Below are 22378 nucleotides of genomic sequence, written 5' to 3'. Positions count from 1 at the left end.
CCCGCGACCCATTCAAGAGACACGATATGGATGTACTGCTACTTGCCCTCGGCAACGTGCTGACGCCGATGGCGCTGCTGACGCTACTGCTCGGCACCCTGGCCGGCATGACGATCGGCTCGCTGCCGGGGCTCTCCTCGACGATGGGGGTGGCGCTATGTATCCCCATCACGTTCAACATGCCGCCCGATCTGGCGCTTATCCTGCTCGGCGCCGTCTACGTCAGCTCGGTCTATGGTGGCTCGGTAACGGCGATCCTGTTACGCACTCCGGGCACCGATGCCTCGATTGCCACCGCCCTCGACGGCTATCCGTTGGCGGCGGCGGGACGTGGCAGCGAGGCACTGGGGATGGCGACGCTTGCCTCTCTGTTTGGCGGGCTGTTCAGCGTGGTGGTGCTGATCGCCATCGCCCCGCCGCTGTCCACGGTCGCCTTGGCCTTTGGCCCGCAGGAGTACACGGTGCTGGCGATCTTCGGTCTGGTGACCATCGTCAGCGTGGCGTCGGATCGTCCCCTCAAGGGGGTGCTATCAGCAGCGGTGGGGTTGGTACTGGCCACGGTGGGGTTGGACACCTTCACCGGTATGCAGCGCTTCACCTTCGGCCACAGCGAGCTGTTCGATGGGGTACCGCTACTGCCGGTACTGATCGGGCTATTCTCGGTCTCCCAGGCCTTCAACCTCTGTGTGCCGGCGGGTGGCGGGGTGCTGTCGGGCACGGCACAGCCGCTGCAGGGGCGCCGGTTGCCGGCGTGGCTGGATATCCGGCGCTGCCTGCGCACCATGCTGCGCTCTTCGGTCATCGGTTCGGTGGTAGGCATCCTGCCTGGCGCCGGGACCAGCATCGCCTCCTTTATCTCCTACAGCGAGGCGAGGCGGCACTCATCGACACCTGAGCGCTTCGGCAAGGGGGAGCTGGAAGGGGTGGCGGCCTCCGAGTCGGCCAACAACGCGGTGACCGGCGGTACGCTGATTCCCACCTTGACGCTCGGCATTCCCGGCAACGCGGTGACCGCGGTGTTTATCGGCGGTCTGACGATCCACGGCATGATTCCGGGGCCGAGCCTGTTTACCCAGCACGCCGAGACGACCTACACCCTGATCCTCTCCCTGCTGCTGGCCAATCTGCTGTTTGCCTTGGTCGGCCTGTGGCTGTGTCGCTACCTGGTGGTAGTGACCAAGGTGCCGGGGGCGGTGCTGGGGCCGATGATCCTGGTGTTCAGCGTGATCGGTACCTTTGCACTGCGCAACGAGATAGTCGACGTCTGGCTCGCCTTGGCCTTCGGCGTGGTGGGCTTTTTCATGGAGCGTTGGCGCTATCCGGCGGCGCCCTTGGTCATCGCCCTGATCCTCGGCCCCATTCTCGAGGTCAACTTCCGGCGCTCGATGCAGATCGCGCACTGGGACCTCACCACCTTCTTTACCCGGCCACTGTCACTGGGGCTGTGCTTACTGGTGGTGCTGGCGCTGGCGTATCCGCTCTGGAACCGCTGGCGGCAACGTCGGCATGCCCCGACCTGACGCCTTACCACCTTCCCTAACCAGGCCAGGGGAGCGACTCACTGGCCGACGGAGATATCCATCATGGTGACGATAGCGTCCCAGATTAGTGACTTTTCACAGACCATGCCCGCGGAGGGCGTGTTACTCCCCAGCGCGCTACTCGAGCAGGTGCGCAACGCCTTCCTGCATGTCGAGCAGTGCCCGTTCACGGGTAAGCGGGTGTTCTTCGAGAATGCGGGGGGCTCATTGACGCTCAAGAGAGCCGTTGAGCACAGCGCCGAGGTCGCCGGGATTCCCGATAATGAGCATCGTGACAATCCCGCCTCCCATGCCGTATCGCAGATCGTCGCGAATGGGCGCCAGGATCTGGCTATCTTTATGGGCGCCAGCAGCGGCGTCATCTTTGGCGGTGAGAGCGGTACCGAGTGCCTGTTCCGCGTGATCCGCGCCGCAGCACTCGCCGCCGAACCGGGCGGCAGCATCGTCTCGAGCTCGGTGGAGCATCCTGGCACCTATGATGCGACCGCCCAGTGGGCACGACGCACTGGCCGCGAGTGGATCGAAGTACCGTTCGACGTTGAGACGGGGCGGGTGACTGCGGCGCACTACGCCGATCGCGTGAGGGCGGACACGTGCATCGCGACGATCCTGCATACCAGCCCGGTCACCGGCATGAGCATGGATGTCGCCGGGATCGCTCGCACCATACGCAGCATAGCCCCGCAGTGCATTATTATCGTTGACGGTATCCAGCATGCCCCGCATGGGACGCTGGCCGTCGATGACTATGGTGTCGACGCCTATGTGATTTCGCCCTACAAGGCGTACTGCCGTTTCAACAACGGTTATGCCTGGCTCTCGGATCGCCTGAGCGTCATCGATCACGACCGACTCTCGGGCAAGCCCGCCGACGCCTGGGAGCTGGGCAGCCGCGACCCATCGGCGCTGGCTGGGGTCAGCGCAATGGTCGACTACCTCGCTTGGCTGGGCGGGCACTTCACCGAGGCGTCGTCGCGCCGAGCCTGCCTGGTGGCCGCTGGGCGGGCCATGCACGCCCATGAGCGTGCTCTAGTGCATCGACTGCTGCACGGTGGTGCGGGCCTGAAGGGGCTTTGCCACTATCCTGGATTGCGGCTGATTGGCCCTGCCGACTCGCCGCACCGCGAAGGGGTGGTATCGTTCGCCATCGAAGGCGTCGAGGCCAAGCATGTGGTGGCCGAGCTCGGCGCGCGCGGGGTGCGCGTTCACGCACGCAGCGACGATGTCTACTCTGGCAACATTCTGCGACCGCTAGAGCTGCCGGCGGTCACCCGAATCTCGTTGGCGCACTATAACAGCGTCGAGGAGATCGACACCTGCCTGACAGCCCTGGCTGAGGTGCTGCCTCGGCCATAAGAGTGTCAGGCGCTTTACCAATGCCCATTCAGCGTAGGCTTGGCAGGTCGTGCATGGCCTTAAATAGCGCGGCGGATTGGCACCCGGCTCAGTGCATTGTTTTCATCGGCGAGGCGCTGGAGAAGCCGGCAGAGCTGTTGGCGCTCGTCGTCGTCCAGCGGGGCGAGGATCTCGTCCTGGGCGGCAATCACTGCGGTTTCGGCATCTTGCCTGAGCCGTTCGCCGCTGTCGGTCAGGGTCACTACCATTGAGCGGCGGTCCTCGGGGTTACGCTGCCGGGTGACCAGACCGCGCTCCTCCAGCTTGCGAACCACTACCGCGACGGTGTTGCGATCCAGCGCCGTGAACCCGCCAAGGGTGATCTGGTCGAGTGGTCCTTGCTCGTCCAGGGCAGCGAGCACCACATACTGCAGCTGGGTCAGATTGTACTCCTCGCACTTCCTTAGAAAGATCGCCACGCTGATCTGATGGCAGCGCCGCAGCAGGTTGCCGGGCAGAGAGTTGGCCTTGGTGAGGGGCGATCCAGTCATGGTGACAAATCTCGATGAAACGTAAGCGATACAGGGACGCCGTGGCCGGTGGCGCTGACAGCCGGTCACGGCGAGGGTGCGGTACTGTCGCGCAGCTTCACCCGGCGTGAGGGTGGTTCTCCGGCAGAGCATCGACGAAGGCCGGCAACTGCAGACAGTTGTCATAGATGGTCTGCAGGATGGGGTAGCGCGACATGTCGACGTCGAAGCGACGATTATTGGCCACTTGGGCAAACAGGCACAAGTCGGCCAGGCCGGGGGCGTCACCATAGCAGAACTTGCCACGCCGGGCATCGCCGGCCAGCTGCAGCTCCAGAGGGGCGAAGCCCTGGTCGACCCAGTGGCGGAACCACTCGCCCGCCCTTTCCTCACTGACCTTCAGTTCGCCTCCGAGGTACTGCAGCACCCGCAGGTTGTTGACCGGGTGGATGTCGCAGGCCACGGCTTGAGCCAGCGAGCGAACCCAGGCGCGATCCAGCGGGTTATCGGGGAGCAGGGCCGGTTCCGGGTGGGTCTCGTCCAGGTATTCGACGATGGCCAGGGACTGGCTGAGCACGCTGCCGTCCTCGAGTTGCAGGGCCGGCACCAGGCCCTGCGGGTTGAGGGTGAGGAAGGCCTCCGACTGGTGATGCTTGTCGCGCAGCACATAGGAGACATGCTCGTATGCGAGCCCCTTGAGGTTCAGGGCCGCGCGGACCCTGACCGAGGCGGAACTACGAAAGAAGTTATGCAGGACCAGGCTCATACTCCCTCCCGCGGCGCCACGATGGTGATCGAGTGATCGCCAACGCCGTCGATGCCGCCAGTGACCCTGTCACCTACCTGTAGCGGACCGACGCCGGCCGGTGTACCGGTATAGATGAGGTCGCCAGGCTGGATGCGCATGGTGTGGGAAAGGATAGAGACGATCTCCTCCACGTCCCAGATGAGATCGGCAATGTCCTGATCCTGTTTGATCTCGTCGTTGACTGCGAGCCAGATGCGCCCGGTAGTAGGGTGGCCGATCTCGCTGGCGCGGCGCAGCGGCGAGATCACGGCGGACTCATCGAAGGCCTTGCCCCAGTCCCAGGGACGCCCCTTCTCACGTGCCTCGAGTTGCAGGTCGCGACGGGTCAGGTCGTTGCCGGCGGCGTAGCCGTATATGTAGTCGTGTGCCTTATCGGCGGGAATCTGAAAACCGGCCTTGCCGATAGCCACCACCAGCTCCATCTCGTAGTGAAAGTTCTGGGTCTCCGGTGGGTAGGGCACATTACCGCCGTCGGGCACGATGGCATCGGCCGGCTTGGTGAAGAAGAACGGAAATTCGCGGCTCGGGTCGCGGCCCATTTCGCGTGCGTGAGCCTCGTAATTGCGGCCCACGCAGAAGATGCGGCGCACCGGGAAGCGCTTGTCGTCCCCCTCGATGGCGACGCTGGTGATGGGGTGGGGCTTGAAGACGTAGTCGGTCATGATCGTTTACCTTTCAATTCATCGTTAGCTGTTGATTCAGTTAGCGCCTGGTGGAGAAGTCGTCGAGCGATGCCCAGACAAGGCAAAAAGCGGCGAAAGAGCGGAGTTTACGGTCTGTAAATGAGCATCTTGAGCCGATTTTTAACGCCGTATGGGCGAGCGCAGACTCTTCTCCTCAGGCGCTGCGGGCTTCGCGCCATATTCCAAGCTTCTGCTGGGCGACGCGGTCGGAGTAGCTGAACAGCACGGCATCCGCGTCGGCCTCGTGGACGACCTCCTGCCAACTGGGCACCACGAAGATGTCCTTGGGCTTCCACTCGAAGGTCTTGCCGTCGATGGTGGTGCGGCCGGTGCCCTCGACGACGCTGAATACCGTGGCGTCGGTGGAGCGGTAGCTGGCGGTCTTGAAGCCCTTGGGCAGTAGTTGCACGAAGGGCGCGATGGTGGGCATGGCGAAGCCGCCGTCTACCGGATTGACGTAGCGCATCTTGAGGCCGTGGCAAGGGTCCCATTCGTCGCGCTGGCGCATGATCTCCAGCGCCTCGCGGGTGCGCTCGTAGGGGTAGTTGAAGATCGGCGAGGCCAGGCCGCGCTTCTCGAAGTCTACCGGCAGCATGTTGGCGCCGTAGCGTGCCAGCGAGTCGCCGGTAGGCTTGGTAATCGCCTGCATGTCTTCGTTCAGGCCCTCGGCGAAGGAGGCGTCATAGAACGAAACCATGGGGATATCCAGGCCATCCATCCAGATCATTGGCTTGTCGGACTCGTTGCCGTGGTCGTGCCAGGCCCAGGGGGGCGTGATCACGAAGTCGCCTTCTTGCATGATCGTGCGCTCGCCGTTGACCGCCGTGCAGGCACCGCCGCCATCCATCACGAAGCGCAGCGCCGACTGGCTGTGACGGTGTGCTGGGGCGACCTCACCGGGCATCACCAACTGCAGGCCGGCATACAGAGAGGTGGTAATGCGGCTTTGTCCGCGTAGCCCGGGGTTCTCGAGAATCAGTACCCGGCGCTCCGCCTCCTTGGCGGTGATCAGATCGCCGGCTTCGAGCAACAACGCCCGAGCCGCCGCGAAGTCCCAGAGATGGGGTTGGCAGGCGCTCCTGGGGGTCGGCGTGATGATATCGCTAAGCACGTTCCACAGAGCGCTGAAGTCCTGCTTGGCGATCTTCTCGTAGTAGGCCTTGCGCTCAGGCGAGCTCTGGGGCTTTTCGGTCAGTGACATGCTGTGTCCTCCTGCGGGTTCAGGCGTCTTGTGAGGTGGTGACGTTGCTCAGGCCGCTACCGCCGTAGAGCCACTCGATGCGGTCGTAGAAGTCCTCGGGGGTCATGGCACGCATGGTGGCGTTGCGCATGGCAGCCTTGCCCTCGGCCGGGTGATAGATGTACTCACCCATCAGCCGTGAGTAGGTCTGCACCCGGGCGGTACGGGCGAAGCGGTCGTTGCGGTAGGCCTCGAAGGCGTCAGCGAGGTTGGCTTTGTGGCCCAGGTGGTAGGAGAGGCAGACGGCGTCCTCCATGGCCATGCAGGCCCCCTGGGCCATGTACTGCAACATCGGGTGGGCGGCGTCGCCGAGCAGTACCACGCGGCCGTCGATCCAGTGCTCATTGGGGTCGCGATCGCACAGCACCCACATCTTCCAGTCCTTGCCGTGCTCGATGATCTGGCGCGGGCGCTCGGCGATATGCGCGAAGCCGCGGTAGACCTCCTCCTTGGTCACCGGTTTGCCGGCCATCGGCTTGGGGGCGTCGTTGTGGTAGGTCACCACCAGGTTGTAGACCTCGCCGCCCTTGAGCGGGTAGTGGACGATATGGCACTTGGGTCCTGCCCAGAGGGTGGCGGCGTTCCAGCGCAGCTCCTCGGGCATCTGCGCGGTGGGAATCACCGAGCGGTAGGTGGTGTGCCCCGAGACCCGCGGAGCGCCGTCACCGACCAGCTTCTGGCGGATCGGTGACCAGAGCCCCTCGGCGCCGATAAGGGCGCGGCCGGTGAAATGTTCGCCGCTCTCGAGGATGGCGGTGACGCCCTCGGCATTCTGCTCGTAGTCCTCGACTCGCGAGTCGGTGCGTAGCTCGACCAGCTCATTGGCCTCGCAGGCATCGAGCAACACCTTGTGGAGGTCGGCACGATGCACCACCGCGTAGGGGTTGTTGAAGCGCTCGCGGAAGGTCCGGTCCAGGGGGATCGCGGCAATCTGACGATCCTCCATGGCATCCATCAGCAGCAGATTGTCGATGTAGACCGCCTTGGCGCGGGCCTCGTCGCCGATGCCCAGGTAGTCGAAGGCGTGGAAGGCGTTGGGGCCGATCTGGATGCCGGCGCCGATCTCGCCGAGCTCGGGGGCCTGCTCCAGCACCAGGCTAGGAATGCCTTGTCGGGCCAGGCCGAGGGCGGCGGCCAGGCCGCCGATGCCGCCGCCGGCGACAATGACGGTGTTGTGACTCATCATGCACCTTTCATGTTCGTGGTCAGGACGATCAACGGAAGACCGTCACGACCCAGGGGTTGAGGATGGTGGCGACGATGACCAGGCAGGCCGCCAGGATGAAGGGGGTGATCCATAAGGTGATGCGCTGCAGGCTGACGTTGCTGATCGCCGAGGCAACGTATAGCCCGGCGCCCACGGGCGGGGTCAGCAGGCCCAGGGTCAGGGTCATGCAAGTGACGATGCCGAAGTGGACGGGGTCGATACCGTAGCTGCCCTGGGCCACCGGCAGCAGGATCGGCACGAGGATGATCAATGCGGCAATGCCGTCCAGCACCATCCCCACCACCAGCAGCATCAGGAACACCAGCAGCATGAAGATCAGTGGGCTCTCGGTGGCGCCCTGCATCAGCCCGGCCACCTGCTGGGGAATCTGGTTGTAGACCAGCACCCAGCCAAAGGCCTTGGCCGCGGCGATCAGGAACAGCACGATGGCGGTGTTGCGGGCGGTACGGGCCAGTACGCCGGGCAGGCTCGAGGCCTTGAGATCACGGAACAGCAAGCCGCCGATGATCAGTGCCATCAGGGTGGCAGCGGCCGCAGATTCGGTGGGGGTGACGATGCCGAAGGCGATGCCACCGACGATCACCAGGGGAATGCTCAGGGTCAGGATGGCATTGCGGGTGGCCAGCCAGCGATTGATGGTCGCACGCTCCTCTCCCTGCGCCTTGCGGGCGCGTCGGGCGATCAGCGCGATCAGGCCGCTGATCAGTACGAAGAGCACCAGGCCGGGAATGATTCCCCCCATGAACATGGCGCCGATGGAGACCTGGGCGATAACGCCGTAGATGATGAAGATCATCGAAGGCGGGATGATCGGCCCCAGCAGGCCTGACCCGGCGGTCAGGGCCGCGGCGAACCCTCTATCGTAGCCATCCTTCTCGAGTTCCGGCGTCATCACCCGGCTCATGATGGCGATCTGTGCCGTCGCCGAGCCCATGATGGAGGCCAGCATCAGGTTCGACGTCAGGGAAACGTACGCAATACTGTGGGGAATCCAGGCGAACCAGGCGCGGGCTGCCTGGATGATGCGCCGGGTAATCCCACCCTCGTTCATGATCTCGCCGAGCAGGATGAACAGCGGAATGGCCAGCAGATCGAACACCTCTAGTGAACCGAACAGCACCTGGGGCAGACCCTCTAAAATGCGGTAGTTGCCGGTGTTGATCACGAAGGCGAAGGTGGAGGCGAGCAGCACGAAGGCGATCGGCATGCCCAGCAGCATCAGCAGGATGAAGACGGCGAGTGTCATGGGTCAGGTCTCCTCGTCGTCGTTGGCCAGGGCAAAGACCGTGCGGGTACGGTCCGGCAGCCTGGCAAGAATGTGGAAGATCCCGGTGGCGCAGAAGATCGGCACGATCAGGTAGAAATGCCACTTGGGCCAGTCGAGGGTGATGGCGATATCGAAGGCCATCGAGGGGGAGCGAATCCAGCCGATGGCGTACCACAGTAGTGTGGCCAGCACGGCCAGGCAGATCAGCTCGGTCACCCAATAGCTGAGTCTCTGCAGTCGCTCCGGTAGCAGTCCCACCAGCATGGTCAGCCGCACGTGCTGGTCGTGGTGGATGGCCACCGAGATGGCCAGGAAGGCCATCCATATCAGGATGTAGACCGCCAGCTCCTCGGCGAAGAACAGCGGACTGCTGAAGACATAGCGGCCAAGCACGTTGATGATCAGTAAACTGCTGAAGGCAACGATCAGCAGGCTGCACAGCAACTGCTCGAGCTGCGCCAGCCATCGGCTGGCGCGGGTCAGGGAGGATATCGGCATAGCTGTCACCCGGGTGTCCGGAGGGAGGTCGTTACCATGTGACTCATTCTCCGTCCTGGCGGGCGGCGACCTCCTGCTGGAAGGCCTGGATGACGGGGTGTTCGCCGAAGCGCGCCTGGAAGGCCTGGTTGGCTGCGTCGAAGACACCCTCGGCGTCCTCCAGGGTGAAGACGTCAATGGTCTCCTCCAGATAGGCCAGGTTGCTTTCTTCCGCCGCGATCTGGGACTCGGTGGCCCACTCAAGGGCCTCCTGCATGGCCTCCTCGAGCAGCTCGCGCTCTACCTCGGAGAGCGATGACCAGGTGGTCTGGCTGATCACCGAGACGGCGGGAAAGGCCATGTGGTTGGTCAGGGTGAGGTGTTCGGCCACCTCGTAGAAGCCGGAGCCCACCAGGGCGTCGAGGTCGATATCGATACCGTCGAGCATGCGGTTCTGCAGGCTCTGGTAGACATCGGGCAGGTGGACCGGGGTGGGCGTGGCGCCGGCTTCCCGCCACCAGGCCTGCATGGCCGGGATCGGAATAATGCGCACCTTCTCGCGGCGCACGTCGTCGAGGCTCTCGACCCGGCCGTCGCGCATCAGGATGTGGCGCATGCCGGCGAAGGTGTAGCCGAAGGCGTGCAGGCCCTTGTCCTCGAGGTTGTCCAGCATCTGCTGGGCGGCATCGGTCTCGGTGGCCTTGGCGGCTTCGGCGACGCTATCGAACAGGAAGGGGCTGAACCAGCCGACGAAGGCCGGCTCGCGCTGGCTTGTAATGGCGGCGGTCATTAGCCCCAAGTCCAGCAGGCCGGTCTCCATCTGGGAGAACATTGCCGGTTCGTCGCCCAACTGGCCGGCGGGAAAGATGGCGATAGTCAGTTCGCCGTCGCTGCGCTCGGCGACCGTCTCGGCGAGTCGCTCGGCGGCCTGGGTCCAGATGTGCTGGGGTGGGGTGATGAGCCCCATGCGCAGTTCGGTGGCCAGGACCGGGGTGCTGGCGAGCAGCGACGCGCCCAGCAACGTAGAGCACAGCAGGGCACTGGGAAGCAGGAGGCGGGGCGGCGTGCGGGGTGTAGTTGTCATTTTCACTACCTCGAGGTCGTCAGGGAGTTGAAGCGTGCTGCTGGAGAGCGGCTTGTAGTAGTGTCGCTCTAATAGTCAGTATTGTGATCATCACTATTGTGCGCAATTAAACGAAAGTCGACAGCCCAGCATCGTTGAGGCCGAAATGTTCATACCAAAGTCTGGTATCGGAGATGGTGGTGCTGTGGACTATAATCGAGCGCAAGATAGATGTAATTATCTATTGTTGTCTAAATAAACAAATATAAGCCAACCGCTGAGGTGACCCATGACCACACGCCCGCTGTTCAAGACCCTCGCCATCGCCGTGACCGTTAGTAGCCTGGCAATTGCCACCCATGCGCAGGCGCGCGAACTGCGCATGGCCCCGGGGGTGCCGCCCGCACATCCGGCCTACGATCCGATGTTCACCGAATTCGCCGAGCGTCTGGAGGAGAAGACGGATGGCGGATTGACGGGCAATCTGCTCGGCACCGAGGTCGCTAATATCGGCAATATGCGCAATGCCATCCGCAGTGGGCTGGTGGAGGCAGGATTGTTCCTGCCGGCCTACTTCCCGGCCGACCTGCCAGAGATCAACCTGGTCGGCGATATGGCCTTCCTCGGCACTACGCCGCATGCGATGGGGGCCGCTGTCACCGAATATATCGTCACCTGCGCCGAGTGCCAGGCCGAGCTTCGAGAGCTGGGCATCGTCTACACCAGCTCCCACGCCTCTGACCTCTATCGCATTCTGAGCACCGAGCCGGTGCGCTCGCTGGAGGATCTGCGCGGCCTGCGCATGCGCGTCGGCGGCCCGCAGTACTCGCGCTGGGCCGAGTCGGTTGGCCTGACCCCGGCGACCATGTCGGTGGGCGAGACCTACGAGTCGCTCTCCCAAGGCGTGATCGAGGGGACGGTTGCCTCCATCGCCGACATTATCTCCTTCCGCCTCGACGACGTGCTCAACTACGTGACGGACATCGAGCTGGGCACCTTCCACAGCACCATCTCCCACGCCATCGGCCAGCGCACCTGGGAGACGCTCTCCGCGGAGGAGCGTGAGGCGATGATTCACGCCTCGGTCGAGGCAAGTGCCGCCATCACCCAGCGCTGGGGCTACGAGATGGCTGATGAGGCGCGCGAGATTGCTCACGACAGCGGTATCGAAATTCTCGAGCCCGAGCAGGACCTTCTCGATGCCATTCCTGCCTTCCTCGAAGAGGATCTGGTCTATGCTGCCGAGCAGGCCGAGAGCCGCTATGGCGTAGAGGATGCCGAAAGCAAGATCGAGCGTTTTCAGGCGCTGGTCGAGAAGTGGACCGAGATCGTCGAGGAGACGGGTGATGATCCCGAGGCGGTTGCCGAGGCCATGAAGCGCGAAATCTGGAGTGATGTCGATTTCGCTTCCTACGGCAGCTGATGCTGATCCGTTGAATGCCGGCCTTCGGGCCGGCACGTGATGCCGGAGATTCCATCATGGCTATGCTGTATCGCCTGACCAATCTGGCTGCCGTCGGCTTGGCGCTGCTGGGGACCCTCGGCATCCTGCTGATGGTGGTGCACATCACCCTCGACGTGTTGCTGCGCTCGACGCTGTCGATCTCGATTCCCGCCACGCTCGAACTGGTCACGCGCTATTACTTGATCACCCTGGCGCTGCTGCCGCTGGGGTGGGTCGAGTGGCGGCGCGGGATGATCCGCGTCGAGGCGCTGGAAGGCATGATGGGGCCGACGCTGATCCGTGTCTCGGATGTACTGGTGTCGATCCTGTCGGCGGCCATTTATGTCGTGCTGGCCGTGGCCACCTGGGACAAGGCGATGGAGCAGTACCAGATCGGTGCCTATGTGATGTCGCTCAACGTACCCATGCCCGTCTGGCCGACCTACTTCGTTCTCCCTGCTGCCTTTGCCCTGGCCGCGCTGGTCTGTCTGGTGAGGCTGCCGCTGCTGGCAGCGGGAACGAGCTACGACACTCCCGCGCAAGACGAAAGGTAATTTCATGTCCGTTGCGATTGGTTTTACAGGCCTGGCGATTCTGCTGCTGCTGCTGGCACTGCGCGTACCGGTGGCGCTGGCGTTGGTGGCAGTGGCCCTGGGCGGCATGACGGTAATGTTTGGCTGGGAGACGGCCATCGGCATGCTGTCTGCGACGCCCTACGAGTTCATCGCTAAGTGGACGCTCAGCGCGGTGCCGATGTTTCTGCTGATGGGCTTCGTCTGCTATCACACCGGCCTCACCAATGGGCTGTTCAATGCGGCCAAGGTGGTGTTCCGCTGGCTGCCTGGGGGTGTGGCGATTTCGAGTATCTTTGCCAGCTCCGGCTTTGCCGCGGTGAGTGGCTCTAGCGTGGCCTGTTCGGCGGCGATGGGGCGCATCGCCATCCCCGAGATGGTCAAGGGCGGCTACAAGCCCAGCTTCGCCTGCGGCACCATCGCCGCAGGAGGCACCATCGGCGCCTTGATTCCGCCCAGCATCCTGATGATCGTCTACGGCGTGTTCGCCCAGGTCTCGATCACCCAGGTATTCCTCGGCGGCATCACCATTGGGCTACTCACGGCGGTGAGCTACTGCATCGTAATTCTGCTGGTCAGCTGGCTGCGTCCCGATATCGTGCCCCGAGAGGCGACCGGAGCCCGCGATGTGTCGCCCCGCCAGGCGCTGATCGATATCTGGCCGGTATTGGCGCTGGGCGTGCTGGTGTTCGGCGGGCTCTTCTCGGGCTTCTTCACCGCTACCGAGGCCGGTGCCGTCGGCGCTGCCGGGGCCATCCTGATCGGCCTGCTGCTCAAGCGCCTCGACAAGCAGGCAATGAAGGAGGCGCTGCTGGAGACGCTCTCCACCACCTCGGCGTTGCTGATCATTGGTGTCGGGGCCAGCATGTTCACGCTGTTCCTCAGCTTGAGCGGGGTGGCGGGCTATATCACCAGTGCCGTCAGCGGCTGGGATCCCTCCTATCTGCAGCTGATGCTGATCGTGGTGCTGATCTATCTGTTCCTCGGGCTCTTTATGGAGCCCTTCGGCGCCATGCTGGTGACGCTGCCGGTGCTGCTGCCAATCTTCGAGCTCTATGACGTCAGCCTGATCTGGTTCGGCGTACTGCTGGTGAAGCTGCTGGAGATCGGCATGATCACGCCGCCGGTGGGGATGAACATCTTCGTCATCAAAGGCGTGGCGGGGCAGTACGCCTCGCTGATGGATATCTTCAAAGGGGTCTCGACCTTCCTGGTGGCCGATATCGTGGTGGTGGCGCTGGTGATCTTCTATCCGCAGATCGTGCTGGTGTTGACCGGCTGAGCGGCGTACCTGCCTTGATGGTCGTGGGTGCGAGCATTAACGTTTGTTGATTAAACAATTTGTATGGGTTTGTAGCGTATAGCTCCTCCCATAAGGGGACCAATACAGTGAGCAAGATCATCGACAGCAGCACGGCAGCGGGTTTGATTGGCGATGGCGATACCGTCATCTGGACCACCGCCGGCCTGTGCGGTTTTGCCGAAGCGGTGGCTACGGCGCTGGAGGCACGTTTTCTGGAAACCGGGTCGCCTCGGGACCTGACCTTGGCGCATAGCTGCGGCTGTGGAGACGGCAAGACCCGCGGCATGAATCATCTTGGTCACGCGGGCCTGGTCAAGCGCTTGATCAGTGGCCATACCGGGCAGGCGCCGCGCATGGGCGATCTGCTCCGCGAGAACCGTGCCGAAGGGTACCTGCTGCCCCAGGGGGTGCTGGCCCACCTATGGCGGCATATTGCCGGCAAGAAACCCGGTGTGCTGAGCAAGGTGGGCCTGGGCACCTTCGTCGATCCACGCCTCGAGGGGGGCAAGGCCAACCGGGCCGCCGAGGAGGACCTGGTCAAGCTGGTCGAGCTGGAGGGCGAGGAGTGGCTGCTCTATCGCACCTTCCCGGTGGACGTGGCGGTGATCCGCGCCACCACCGCCGATGAGCGCGGCAACCTGAGCATGGAGCGCGAGGCGCTGTTTCTCGAGCAGCTCTCCATGGCTCAGGCGGCCAAGAACAGCGGCGGCATCGTGATCGCCCAGGTCGAGTACCTGGCCACCCAGGGCAGCCTGCATCCCAAGCAGGTCAAGGTGCCGGGAGATCTCGTCGACCATGTGGTGGTGGCCGAGCCCGAACAGCATATGCAGACCATCACCACCACCTACAACCCGGCACTTTCCGGTGATCTGAAAATGCCCCTGGGGGGCATCAAACCGCTGGCCCTGGATCCGCGCAAGGTCATCGCCCGGCGTGCCGCCATGGAGTTGCCTGCGGGCGGCATGGTCAACCTGGGCATCGGCATGCCCGAGGGCGTCTCCAGCGTGGCGGCCGAGGAGGGCGTCAGCGACCTGATGACCCTGACCACCGAGTTGGGGACCTACGGCGGCGTGCCGGCCAGCGGTGGCGACTTCGCTACCGCTTACAACGCCGAGGCGATCATCGACCATGGCTACCAGTTCGACTTCTACGATGGCGGTGGCCTGGATGTCTGCTTCCTGGGTCTGGCCCAGACCGACCACGAGGGCAACCTCAACGTCAGCAAGTTCGGCGACAAGGTGGTCGGCCCCGGCGGCTTTATCAATATCAGCCAGAACGCGCGCAAGGTGGTGTTCTGCGGCACCTTCACCAACGGGGGGGAGGTGGTCGTCGCCGAGGGGGGGATACAGATTCGCCAGGAGGGGCCGCGCCGCAAGTTCGTGCAGCGCGTCGACCAGATCACCTTCAGCGGCCGCTATGCCCAGGAAACCGGCAAGCCGGTGCTGTTCGTCACCGAGCGCTGCGTCTTCGAGCTGCTCGACGGCGAGATTACCCTCACCGAGGTGGCGCCGGGGATCGATGTCGAGCGCGACATCCTGGCGGCCATGGACTTCGTGCCGCGTATCGCCGAGGAGCTGCGCGAGATGCCCGCGGGGATCTTTGAGTCCCACTGGGGTGAGCTGCGCGAGCGCCTGCTGGCGTAACGATCATCAGGTTGGGGCTCCTCGCACCGAGTGAGGTCGAGGGGCCTCCTTTTTCACCCCGAACGAGAAGCCGACATGCTCAACAATGCCTATATCCCCTACGGCGGCTACTACTCCAGTCCCTTCTGCAAGTGGATGGGTAGCCTGGCCAATATCAACTCCATCGAATTGGGCGCCGCCACCAGCAAGCGCTGGTTTGCCGCGCGGGATTTCGATCCCACCCTGATCGACTACCTATATCTCGGCGTTTCGGTGGGCCAGAAGTCGATCTTCTACGGCGCGCCCTGGGCGGCGGCCATGATGGGCGCGGGCCAGGCGCCGGGCCAGAACATCACCCAGGCCTGCGCAACGGCCACTACCGCGGTATTCAACGCCGCCCTGGCGGTGAGTTCCGGCAGCTTCGAGACTACCTACTGCCTGCTCGCCGATCGCCCCTCCAACGGCCCGCATACCATCTGGCCCAACCCCAACGGCCCGGGCGGCGAGGTGATCGCGGAAAACTGGAACATGGACAACATCGCCGCCGATCCGGCTACCGGCAAGGACATGCTGACCACCGCCGAGAACGTCGCCCGCGAGCACGGCTTCAGCCGTGAGCAGGCCGATGAGCTGACCCTGCGCCGCTACGAGCAGTACGCCGAGGCGCTGGCCGACGACCGCGCCTTCCAGAAACGCTACATGTTCCCGCTGGAGGTCGCCGTCTCGCGCAAGGAGACCAAGCTGGTCGAGGCCGATGAAGGCGTCGCGGCTACCAGCGCCGAAGCGCTGGCCAGGCTACGCAGCGTGCAGCCCGACGGCATTCATACCTTTGGCGCCCAGACGCACCCGGCGGATGCCAATGCCGGCATCATCGTCACCACCCGCGAGCGGGCCGAGGCGATGAGCAGCGACCCGCGGATGGTCGTGCAGGTGGTGGCCTATGGCCATGCGCGCACCAAGCCGGCGCACATGCCCATGGCGCCGGCGGAATCGGTCAAGCGGGCGCTCAATCAGGCCGGCCTGACGCTGGACCAGATCAAGACGGTCAAGAATCACTCGCCGTTTATCGCCAATGACCTGCACCTGGCCAAGGCGCTGGGGCTGGATGCCAACACCTTCAACAACTACGGCACCTCGCTGGTCTACGGCCACCCCCAGGCGCCGACCCTGGCGCGCCTGCTGATCGAGGCGATCGAGGAGACCGCGCTCAAGGGCGGCGGCTATGCCCTGGTGACCGGCTGTGCGGCCGGCGACTCCGCCGCGGCGCTGATCGTCAAGGTGGGGTGATACAGGTAAGACCGTGAAGGGCCACGCCAGGCCCTTTGCTTGAGTGAGGCGCAGGCGCCTCAAATTGCAATGAGGAGATAACAATGACATACCGCAAGCTCCTGGTTAGCACGCTCTGCGTAGGACTCTGGTCCGGCTCAGCAGTCGCCGAGGCGCAGACCCTGAGGTTCGCTCACTGGCTACCTGAGCAGCACCCTTTGCCCGCCACTGGCTTCAAGGAGTGGACCGAATCGATCACCGAGGCGTCGGACGGCGCCATCGACTTTCAGATGTTCCCCGCCCAGCAGCTCGGCAGCGCCGAGGACCATTACGATATGGTGGCCAACGGTATAGCCGATATTGCCTGGGTCAATCCCGGCTATACCGCCGGGCGCTTCCCGATTTCGGACCTGCTGCAGCTGCCTTTCGTCGTCAGCGATACCCTGAACGGCGCTGCGGCGGCGACCGAGTGGTACCAGCAGCACGCCGACCAGGAGATGGACGGTGTGGTGATGTGCCTGATTCATGGCCACTACCCCGGCACCCTGCATGCCAAGGAGGAGATCCGCCATCCTGACCAGATCAGTGGCATGACGATCCGTCCGGCCAACTCGTCGATTGCCAATTTTGTCAGCGAGCTGGGCGGAGCCAGCGTGCAGGTATCCGCGCCGGAGACCCGTGAAGCCCTCTCACGCGGCGTGGCGGATGCCATCACCTTTCCCTCCGGCTCCACCATCCTGTTCGGCATCGATGAGATCACCACCTACCACATAGAATTCCCGCTTTACTCTTCGTGGCAGGCGCTGCTGATCAATCAAAATGCCTACCAGCAGATGAGTGCCGAGCAGCAGGGCGTGATCGACGAGCACTGCACCGGGGAGTGGGCGACGCGGATTACCCGCGGCTGGGAAGAGATGGAGCGTGAGGGGCACGAGCAGTTCCGCGACTCGCCTGATCACACCATGATCGAGCTGAGCGACGAGGAGATGACGGCCTGGCGCGATGCTGCTGCGCCGCTGAGAGAGGCCTGGGCCGAGCGTGTTCAGAATGCCGGCCACGATCCAGAAAGCCTGCGTGACGATCTGGAAGAGCGCCTGTCGGCAGTGGATGCGCTGGCTGATTGATGATGCATGGTCGACCGGCTCCAAGGGCCGGTGTGACCCACTAGCCTGTGGAGACCCGCATGGCCACTGACTCTCATACCCACCTCGATGCACCGCCGCGTCTCGAGCCCGTCACCACCCTGGCCGTACACGTCGACACGCCCCTCGAGATCGGCGAGCTCGTCAATGGCCGTCGGCGCATCATTCCCATCCTGGGGGGCACCTTCGACGGCCCCCAGCTTGCCGGTGAAGTACTGCCTGGCGGCGCAGACTGGCAGTTGATCCGCCCCGATGGCTGCGCCGAGGTGATGGCTCGCTATGTACTCAGGACCACTCAGGGCAGCCTCATTGAAGTCGAGAACCGCGGGGTGCGTCACGCTCCGGAACCGATCATGCAACGGCTGATTCGTGGCGAGCCGGTTGCACCCGATCAGTACTACTTTCGCACCGTGCCCACTTTCCAGACCGCCGATCCCGCACTTGCCTGGCTGACCCGCGACCTGTTCGTTGCGCGGGGCATTCGTGAGCCTGAGCGGGTGTTGATCCAGGTCTTCCGAGTTGGCTAGGCAAGCACCGCAACATCTGCCGTGCCGCCCGGCGCCGATGGAGTCTTACTATGGCAACGCCTTCGATGATTACCACTGTGGCAACGGTGATCGAGCGCATCGCTAGCCTCAGCTTGGCGGTGATCACCCTGCTGATCTTCGTCGCCTCGCTGTCGCGCTACCTGTTTGCCACCTCGATTCCCGATGCTCATGCCATCGCCAGTCTGCTGCTGGGCATTGCCATCCTGTGGGGGCTGGGATCCACCACCTGGCGCAACGACCATATCGCGGTGGACCTGGTCTGGCAGTTGTGTCCACAGGCGCTACGCCGCCTGATGGACATCCTGGCCCACCTGATGGTGACCGCCTTCGTGCTGGTACTGGCCTGGGTGTTGTTTGGTCGCGTTGAGACCATCCTCAACGCCGGTCAGACCACCTCCGATCTGCAGCTACCGCTATGGCCATTCTACGGACTGGCCTGGCTGGGCGTGGTGGCGGCTTCGCTGCTGGCCCTGGCGCGGCTGGTGCTACTGATCTGGCGTCCCGATGCGCTGCCGGTATCGGCCTCTACGCTGGACGACGTGCCCAAGGAGCCGCGCGATGGATAACAACATGATTGCCCTGCTGGGGTTCGTCGGTCTGTTCGGGATGATCGCCCTGCGCGTGCCGGTGGGCATTGCCATGGGCATTGTCGGGGTGATCGGCTTCGCGGCCGTCACCAGCTTGGATGCAGCTTTGGGCGTGCTGGCCACCTCGCCGCTGCGCACCGTCACCAACTACAATCTCAGCCTGATCCCTATGTTTATCCTGATGGGGGTGTTCGCCTCTGCCACCGGCATGAGCCGCGAGCTGTTTCGGGCCGGGCAGGCCTGGCTGGGTGGCTTTCGCGGCGGTGCCGCCATGTCGACGATGGCCGCCTGCGGAGGCTTCGCGGCTATCTGTGGTTCCTCGGTGGCTACCGCTGCCACCATGACCCGCGTTGCCCTGCCTGAAATGCGCCGCGCCGGCTATGCCGACAGCCTCTCAACCGGTTTGATCGCCTCTGGCGGCACGCTGGGAATTTTGATTCCGCCCTCGGTGGTGCTGGTGCTCTATGGCTTCCTCACCGACCAGGACATCGGCAAGCTGTTCGTGGCTGGGGTGATCCCAGGTCTGCTGTCGATCCTGCTCGCCTTTATCACTATCCGCATCATGGGCATGCTGCGGCCAGATGCCATGCCCGCCGGCGAGCGCTCCAACTGGCGCGAGAAGTTCGATTCTCTGCGCGGCATCTGGGCGGTCTTACTGCTATTCATCGCCATTGTGGGCGGCATCTATCTGGGGGTGGTAACGCCGGTGGAGGCCTCGGCGTTAGGCGCCTTCTGCACCTTCCTGATTGGCGTGCTGCGTCGGCGGCTTACCCTGCGTTCGACCATGGTCTGCCTGCTCGACGCACTGCGCACCTCGGTGGCGATCTTCACCATCCTGATCGGTGCGCTGCTGTTCGGTTACTTCCTGACCGTGACCCAGACCCCACAGCTGCTGACCGCCTGGCTTACCGCGCTGCCGGTGGGAGAATATGGCGTGCTGCTGCTGATCCTCGGGCTGTTTCTGGTGCTCGGCTGTGTGCTGGACCCGATGGCGATGATCATCCTGATGGTGCCGATCCTCTACCCGGTGGTCACCAGCCTGGGCTTCGATCCCATCTGGTTCGGTATCATCGTGGTCGTGGCGGTGGAGCTGGGCATGATCACGCCGCCCATCGGCATCAATGTCTTCGTGATCCGCTCGGTAGCCCCCGACGTACCGCTGGGGCGTATCTTCAAGGGGGTGATGCCGTTCGTGGCGGCGGATCTGGTGCGCTTGATACTGCTGATCCTGTTTCCGGCCCTGGTGCTCTACCTGCCGGCTCAGATGTAGCGGGGTGGTGGATAGGCCACCTCGAAGCGCCTCGCCATCTCGGCGAGGCGCTTGTCCAGCGTCCATAGCTGCCCCTCGGGGGTAATCAGTACAGAGGCCAGCAAGGCCATATCCACGAGGCCGCATCCCAGGCCATAGAGAGCGTTGTGCTCGATGAATTCCCTTACTTCGCGCAAGCTTGCCTGCTGACATGGGCGTAGCAGTTCAATGGCATTGAGGGTTTGAGCACGTGGCGCAGGGGGAGTGCCGCAGGCCAGTTCGACCACTACCATCGGATGGCTCATCACCTGATCGCTTTCGAGCAGTTCGACCAGGGTGTCGTTGCGGTGCCTGAAGTGATCTACCCATACCGAGGTGTCGACGAGTACGCTCATGACCCTGTGGGTTCGCTTCGGCGCCGAGGGATATCCGGCATGTCGGGTGCCGTTGCCCCCAAGGCGGCAAGGCGCCGGCCCGCTTGGACCCGCACATAGGTCTGGATGGCCTCACGGACGATGTCGGCGGGTTTGTCCACGCCAGGTTCGGCAAGGCTCAACGCCTGCTCGTAGAGGGCGTCATCGATGGTGATGGTAGTGCGCATGGCACAGGCTCCGCATCTGGTTTGATGTCATTGTGCATCATTCTTTGCATCTTTGCGAAGCGACTGCTGGCTCTCTCTATCGTCACAGCGCGGCCTCGGGAAACCCGCTCAGCACCGGCCCGGCATGACGAACGGCATGGGCATGGGCGTTAGCCTGGGGCGCTTGGGTGGCCATATAGAAGCGGGCCAGCTCCACCAACCCCCGCAGGTAGTCGGCGTCGCCTTCCTTGTTCTCGTGGCGCGCCTCGGCGGCCAGCGCCAGGCGCGCCATCTGCCAGGCACCGCAGGCGAGGCCCAGCAAGTGCAGCAGCGGCACGGCGCCGGCGTAGAGGTTGGCGGTCTCGGTGCGGTGCTCGAGCAGCCAGTCGCTGGTTTCGTCGAGCAGCGTGGCCTGTTCGCTGAGGGATTCCGCCAGGTCGCCGAGGTGTTGATGGTCTGCGAGCTGGGTAGCGGTGTTGCGCATATCGGCGATCAGCTCGCGCAGGGTGGCGCCCTCGTCGCGGAGGATCTTGCGGCCCAGCAGGTCGTTGGCCTGGATCCCGGTAGTGCCCTCGAAGATGGTGGTGACGCGGGCGTCGCGAAACAGCTGGGCGACCCCGGTCTCCTCGACGAAGCCCATGCCGCCAAACACCTGGATCGCCTCGTCGCAGAGGTCGGTGCCGACCTCGGTGCACCAGCCCTTGGCCACCGGCATCAGCAGGTCGACGTAGCGGCGATGCTTGTCGGCGACCTCGCTATCCGCATGATGGCGGGCGATGTCGAACCAGCCGGCGGCAGTGTAGAGCAGGCCACGCATGGCCATCAGGCGGGCGCGCATCGACACCAGCATGCGCTTGACGTCCGGGTGGACGAGGATCGGGCGGCCGCTGTCGCCGCTGACGATATCGCGCCCCTGGACGCGTTCCCGGGCGTAGTTCAGCGCCGCCTGGTAGGCGCGCTCGCCCAGCGCCACCCCTTGCACCCCGACGTTGAAGCGGGCGTCGTTCATCATCACGAACATGGTCTTGAGCCCCTGGTGCGGCTCGCCGACCAGCTCGCCCAGGGCGCCGCCGTCATCGCCGTAGCTGAGGGTGCAGGTGGGGCTGCCGTGGATGCCCATCTTGTGTTCGATGGAGATGCAGCGGATATCGTTCTGCTCACCTGGCTCACCCTGCTCATCGAGCAGGTACTTGGGCACCAGGAACAGTGATAGCCCCTTGACCCCTGGCGGGGCGTCGGGCAACCGGGCCAGTACCAGGTGCACGATATTGGGGGTGAGTTCGTGCTCGCCGTAGGAGATATAGATCTTCTGCCCATGGAGCCGGTAGCGGCCATCCTCGGTGGGCTCGGCACGCATGCGGGTGGCGGCCAGGTCCGAGCCGGCCTGGGGCTCGGTGAGGTTCATGGTGGCGGCCCACTCGCCGCTGACGATCTTGTCGAGCCACCGGTCCTTCTGGGCCTCGCTGGCGGCGATCATCAGCGCCTCGGTCTGGCCCACGTTGAGCTGGGGCAGCATGGCGAAGGCCATATTGGCCGAGAACCACATCTCCCACACCGGCGTGGAGACCAGCTTGGGCAGCCCCTGGCCGCCGTGCGCCGGGGGCAGCGAGAGGCCGATCCAGCCGGCATCGCGGAACTGGTCGTAGGCCGCCTGCCAGCCGTCGGGGGTGACCACCCGTTCGCCCTCCAGGCGGCAGCCCTGGCGGTCGCCGGTCTGGTTGAGGGGGGCGAGCACGCCGCTGGCGAACTTGCCGGCCTCTTCCAGCACGGCGCCCACCAGATCGGGCGAGGCGTCCTCGCAGCCGGGCAGCCCGGCGATGGCTTCGATGCCGGCCAGTTCGTCGAGGATAAACTGCATATCGCGCAGCGGCGCTTGGTAATCGATCATGGTGA

The 22378-nt window shown here is 64.1% G+C and carries 22 protein-coding genes; 11 read left to right on the top strand and 11 right to left on the bottom strand.

Annotation, left to right across the window (positions count from 1 at the left end; translation table 11 throughout):
• The first annotated feature begins 26 nt into the window (after positions 1-26).
• Both IEI94_RS13125 and IEI94_RS13120 read left to right on the top strand, forming a co-directional pair.
• Positions 27-1520, top strand: a complete 1494-nt coding sequence (locus IEI94_RS13125) for a tripartite tricarboxylate transporter permease (RefSeq protein WP_191167756.1) — start codon at positions 27-29, stop codon at positions 1518-1520.
• A 63-nt stretch (positions 1521-1583) separates the two neighbouring features.
• Entirely contained in the window at positions 1584-2897 is a 1314-nt protein-coding gene (locus IEI94_RS13120) for an aminotransferase class V-fold PLP-dependent enzyme (RefSeq protein ID WP_224750127.1), read from the top strand.
• Positions 2898-2956: 59 nt separating this feature from the next.
• Here IEI94_RS13120 and IEI94_RS13115 read toward each other — a convergent pair whose 3' ends face one another.
• The 8 genes from IEI94_RS13115 to IEI94_RS13080 form a co-directional block, all read right to left on the bottom strand.
• The gene (locus tag IEI94_RS13115) at positions 2957-3427 is read right to left on the bottom strand and encodes a MarR family winged helix-turn-helix transcriptional regulator (RefSeq protein ID WP_191167755.1); all 471 of its coding nucleotides are present in this window, start codon (positions 3425-3427) and stop codon (positions 2957-2959) included.
• A 97-nt stretch (positions 3428-3524) separates the two neighbouring features.
• On the bottom strand, positions 3525-4172 hold the full coding sequence (maiA, locus tag IEI94_RS13110) for a maleylacetoacetate isomerase (protein ID WP_191167754.1): 648 nt from the start codon (positions 4170-4172) through the stop codon (positions 3525-3527).
• The gene (locus IEI94_RS13105) at positions 4169-4876 is read right to left on the bottom strand and encodes a fumarylacetoacetate hydrolase family protein (RefSeq protein ID WP_191167753.1); all 708 of its coding nucleotides are present in this window, start codon (positions 4874-4876) and stop codon (positions 4169-4171) included. Before IEI94_RS13105 ends, maiA begins: the two co-directional genes overlap by 4 nt.
• 175 nt (positions 4877-5051) lie before the next feature.
• Entirely contained in the window at positions 5052-6098 is a 1047-nt protein-coding gene (gene gtdA, locus IEI94_RS13100; protein ID WP_191167752.1) for a gentisate 1,2-dioxygenase, read from the bottom strand.
• A gap of 19 nt (positions 6099-6117) precedes the next feature.
• Positions 6118-7323, bottom strand: a complete 1206-nt coding sequence (locus IEI94_RS13095; protein WP_224750126.1) for a 3-hydroxybenzoate 6-monooxygenase — start codon at positions 7321-7323, stop codon at positions 6118-6120.
• A 28-nt stretch (positions 7324-7351) separates the two neighbouring features.
• Positions 7352-8611, bottom strand: coding sequence for a TRAP transporter large permease (locus tag IEI94_RS13090; RefSeq protein ID WP_191167751.1), 1260 nt, complete (start codon positions 8609-8611; stop codon positions 7352-7354).
• Positions 8612-8614: 3 nt separating this feature from the next.
• Positions 8615-9130, bottom strand: coding sequence for a TRAP transporter small permease (locus IEI94_RS13085; RefSeq protein WP_191167750.1), 516 nt, complete (start codon positions 9128-9130; stop codon positions 8615-8617).
• A gap of 43 nt (positions 9131-9173) precedes the next feature.
• Positions 9174-10193, bottom strand: a complete 1020-nt coding sequence (locus IEI94_RS13080; RefSeq protein WP_224750125.1) for a TRAP transporter substrate-binding protein — start codon at positions 10191-10193, stop codon at positions 9174-9176.
• Positions 10194-10461: 268 nt separating this feature from the next.
• On the opposite strand from IEI94_RS13080, the gene dctP reads away from it, so the two are divergent.
• The 9 genes from dctP (at position 10462) to IEI94_RS13035 (ending at position 19926) form a co-directional block, all read left to right on the top strand.
• Positions 10462-11595 (top strand): TRAP transporter substrate-binding protein DctP, encoded by a 1134-nt coding sequence (gene dctP, locus IEI94_RS13075; RefSeq protein ID WP_191167749.1) that lies wholly within the window; start codon positions 10462-10464, stop codon positions 11593-11595.
• Between the two features lie 56 nt (positions 11596-11651).
• Positions 11652-12170 (top strand): TRAP transporter small permease, encoded by a 519-nt coding sequence (locus tag IEI94_RS13070; RefSeq protein ID WP_191167748.1) that lies wholly within the window; start codon positions 11652-11654, stop codon positions 12168-12170.
• 4 nt (positions 12171-12174) lie between these two features.
• Positions 12175-13470, top strand: a complete 1296-nt coding sequence (locus IEI94_RS13065) for a TRAP transporter large permease (RefSeq protein ID WP_191167747.1) — start codon at positions 12175-12177, stop codon at positions 13468-13470.
• Positions 13471-13577: 107 nt separating this feature from the next.
• Entirely contained in the window at positions 13578-15134 is a 1557-nt protein-coding gene (locus tag IEI94_RS13060) for an acyl CoA:acetate/3-ketoacid CoA transferase (RefSeq protein WP_191167746.1), read from the top strand.
• Between the two features lie 75 nt (positions 15135-15209).
• Positions 15210-16400, top strand: coding sequence for a thiolase family protein (locus IEI94_RS13055; protein WP_191167745.1), 1191 nt, complete (start codon positions 15210-15212; stop codon positions 16398-16400).
• Positions 16401-16483: 83 nt separating this feature from the next.
• Positions 16484-17503 (top strand): TRAP transporter substrate-binding protein, encoded by a 1020-nt coding sequence (locus IEI94_RS13050; RefSeq protein WP_191167744.1) that lies wholly within the window; start codon positions 16484-16486, stop codon positions 17501-17503.
• A gap of 59 nt (positions 17504-17562) precedes the next feature.
• On the top strand, positions 17563-18048 hold the full coding sequence (locus tag IEI94_RS13045; protein ID WP_191167743.1) for a DUF3237 domain-containing protein: 486 nt from the start codon (positions 17563-17565) through the stop codon (positions 18046-18048).
• Between the two features lie 50 nt (positions 18049-18098).
• Positions 18099-18635: a TRAP transporter small permease gene (locus tag IEI94_RS13040; RefSeq protein ID WP_191167742.1), complete on the top strand. Its 537-nt coding sequence runs from the start codon at positions 18099-18101 to the stop codon at positions 18633-18635.
• Entirely contained in the window at positions 18628-19926 is a 1299-nt protein-coding gene (locus IEI94_RS13035; RefSeq protein WP_191167741.1) for a TRAP transporter large permease, read from the top strand. Before IEI94_RS13040 ends, IEI94_RS13035 begins: the two co-directional genes overlap by 8 nt.
• On the opposite strand, the gene IEI94_RS13030 is transcribed toward IEI94_RS13035, so the two are convergent.
• From IEI94_RS13030 to IEI94_RS13020, 3 genes are all read right to left on the bottom strand, one after another.
• Positions 19917-20300, bottom strand: coding sequence for a type II toxin-antitoxin system VapC family toxin (locus tag IEI94_RS13030; RefSeq protein ID WP_191167740.1), 384 nt, complete (start codon positions 20298-20300; stop codon positions 19917-19919). The genes IEI94_RS13035 and IEI94_RS13030 overlap by 10 nt on opposite strands.
• On the bottom strand, positions 20297-20506 hold the full coding sequence (locus IEI94_RS13025; protein ID WP_191167739.1) for a type II toxin-antitoxin system VapB family antitoxin: 210 nt from the start codon (positions 20504-20506) through the stop codon (positions 20297-20299). Before IEI94_RS13025 ends, IEI94_RS13030 begins: the two co-directional genes overlap by 4 nt.
• Positions 20507-20588: 82 nt before the next feature.
• The gene (locus IEI94_RS13020) at positions 20589-22373 is read right to left on the bottom strand and encodes an acyl-CoA dehydrogenase (protein ID WP_191167738.1); all 1785 of its coding nucleotides are present in this window, start codon (positions 22371-22373) and stop codon (positions 20589-20591) included.
• Positions 22374-22378: the final 5 nt, after the last annotated feature.

The organism is Halomonas sp. ML-15 (assembly GCF_014779595.1).
Taxonomy (GTDB): domain Bacteria; phylum Pseudomonadota; class Gammaproteobacteria; order Pseudomonadales; family Halomonadaceae; genus Franzmannia.
The sequence above is the reverse complement of the archived record's forward strand: the minus strand, read 5'-3'. Positions and strand labels throughout refer to the sequence as shown.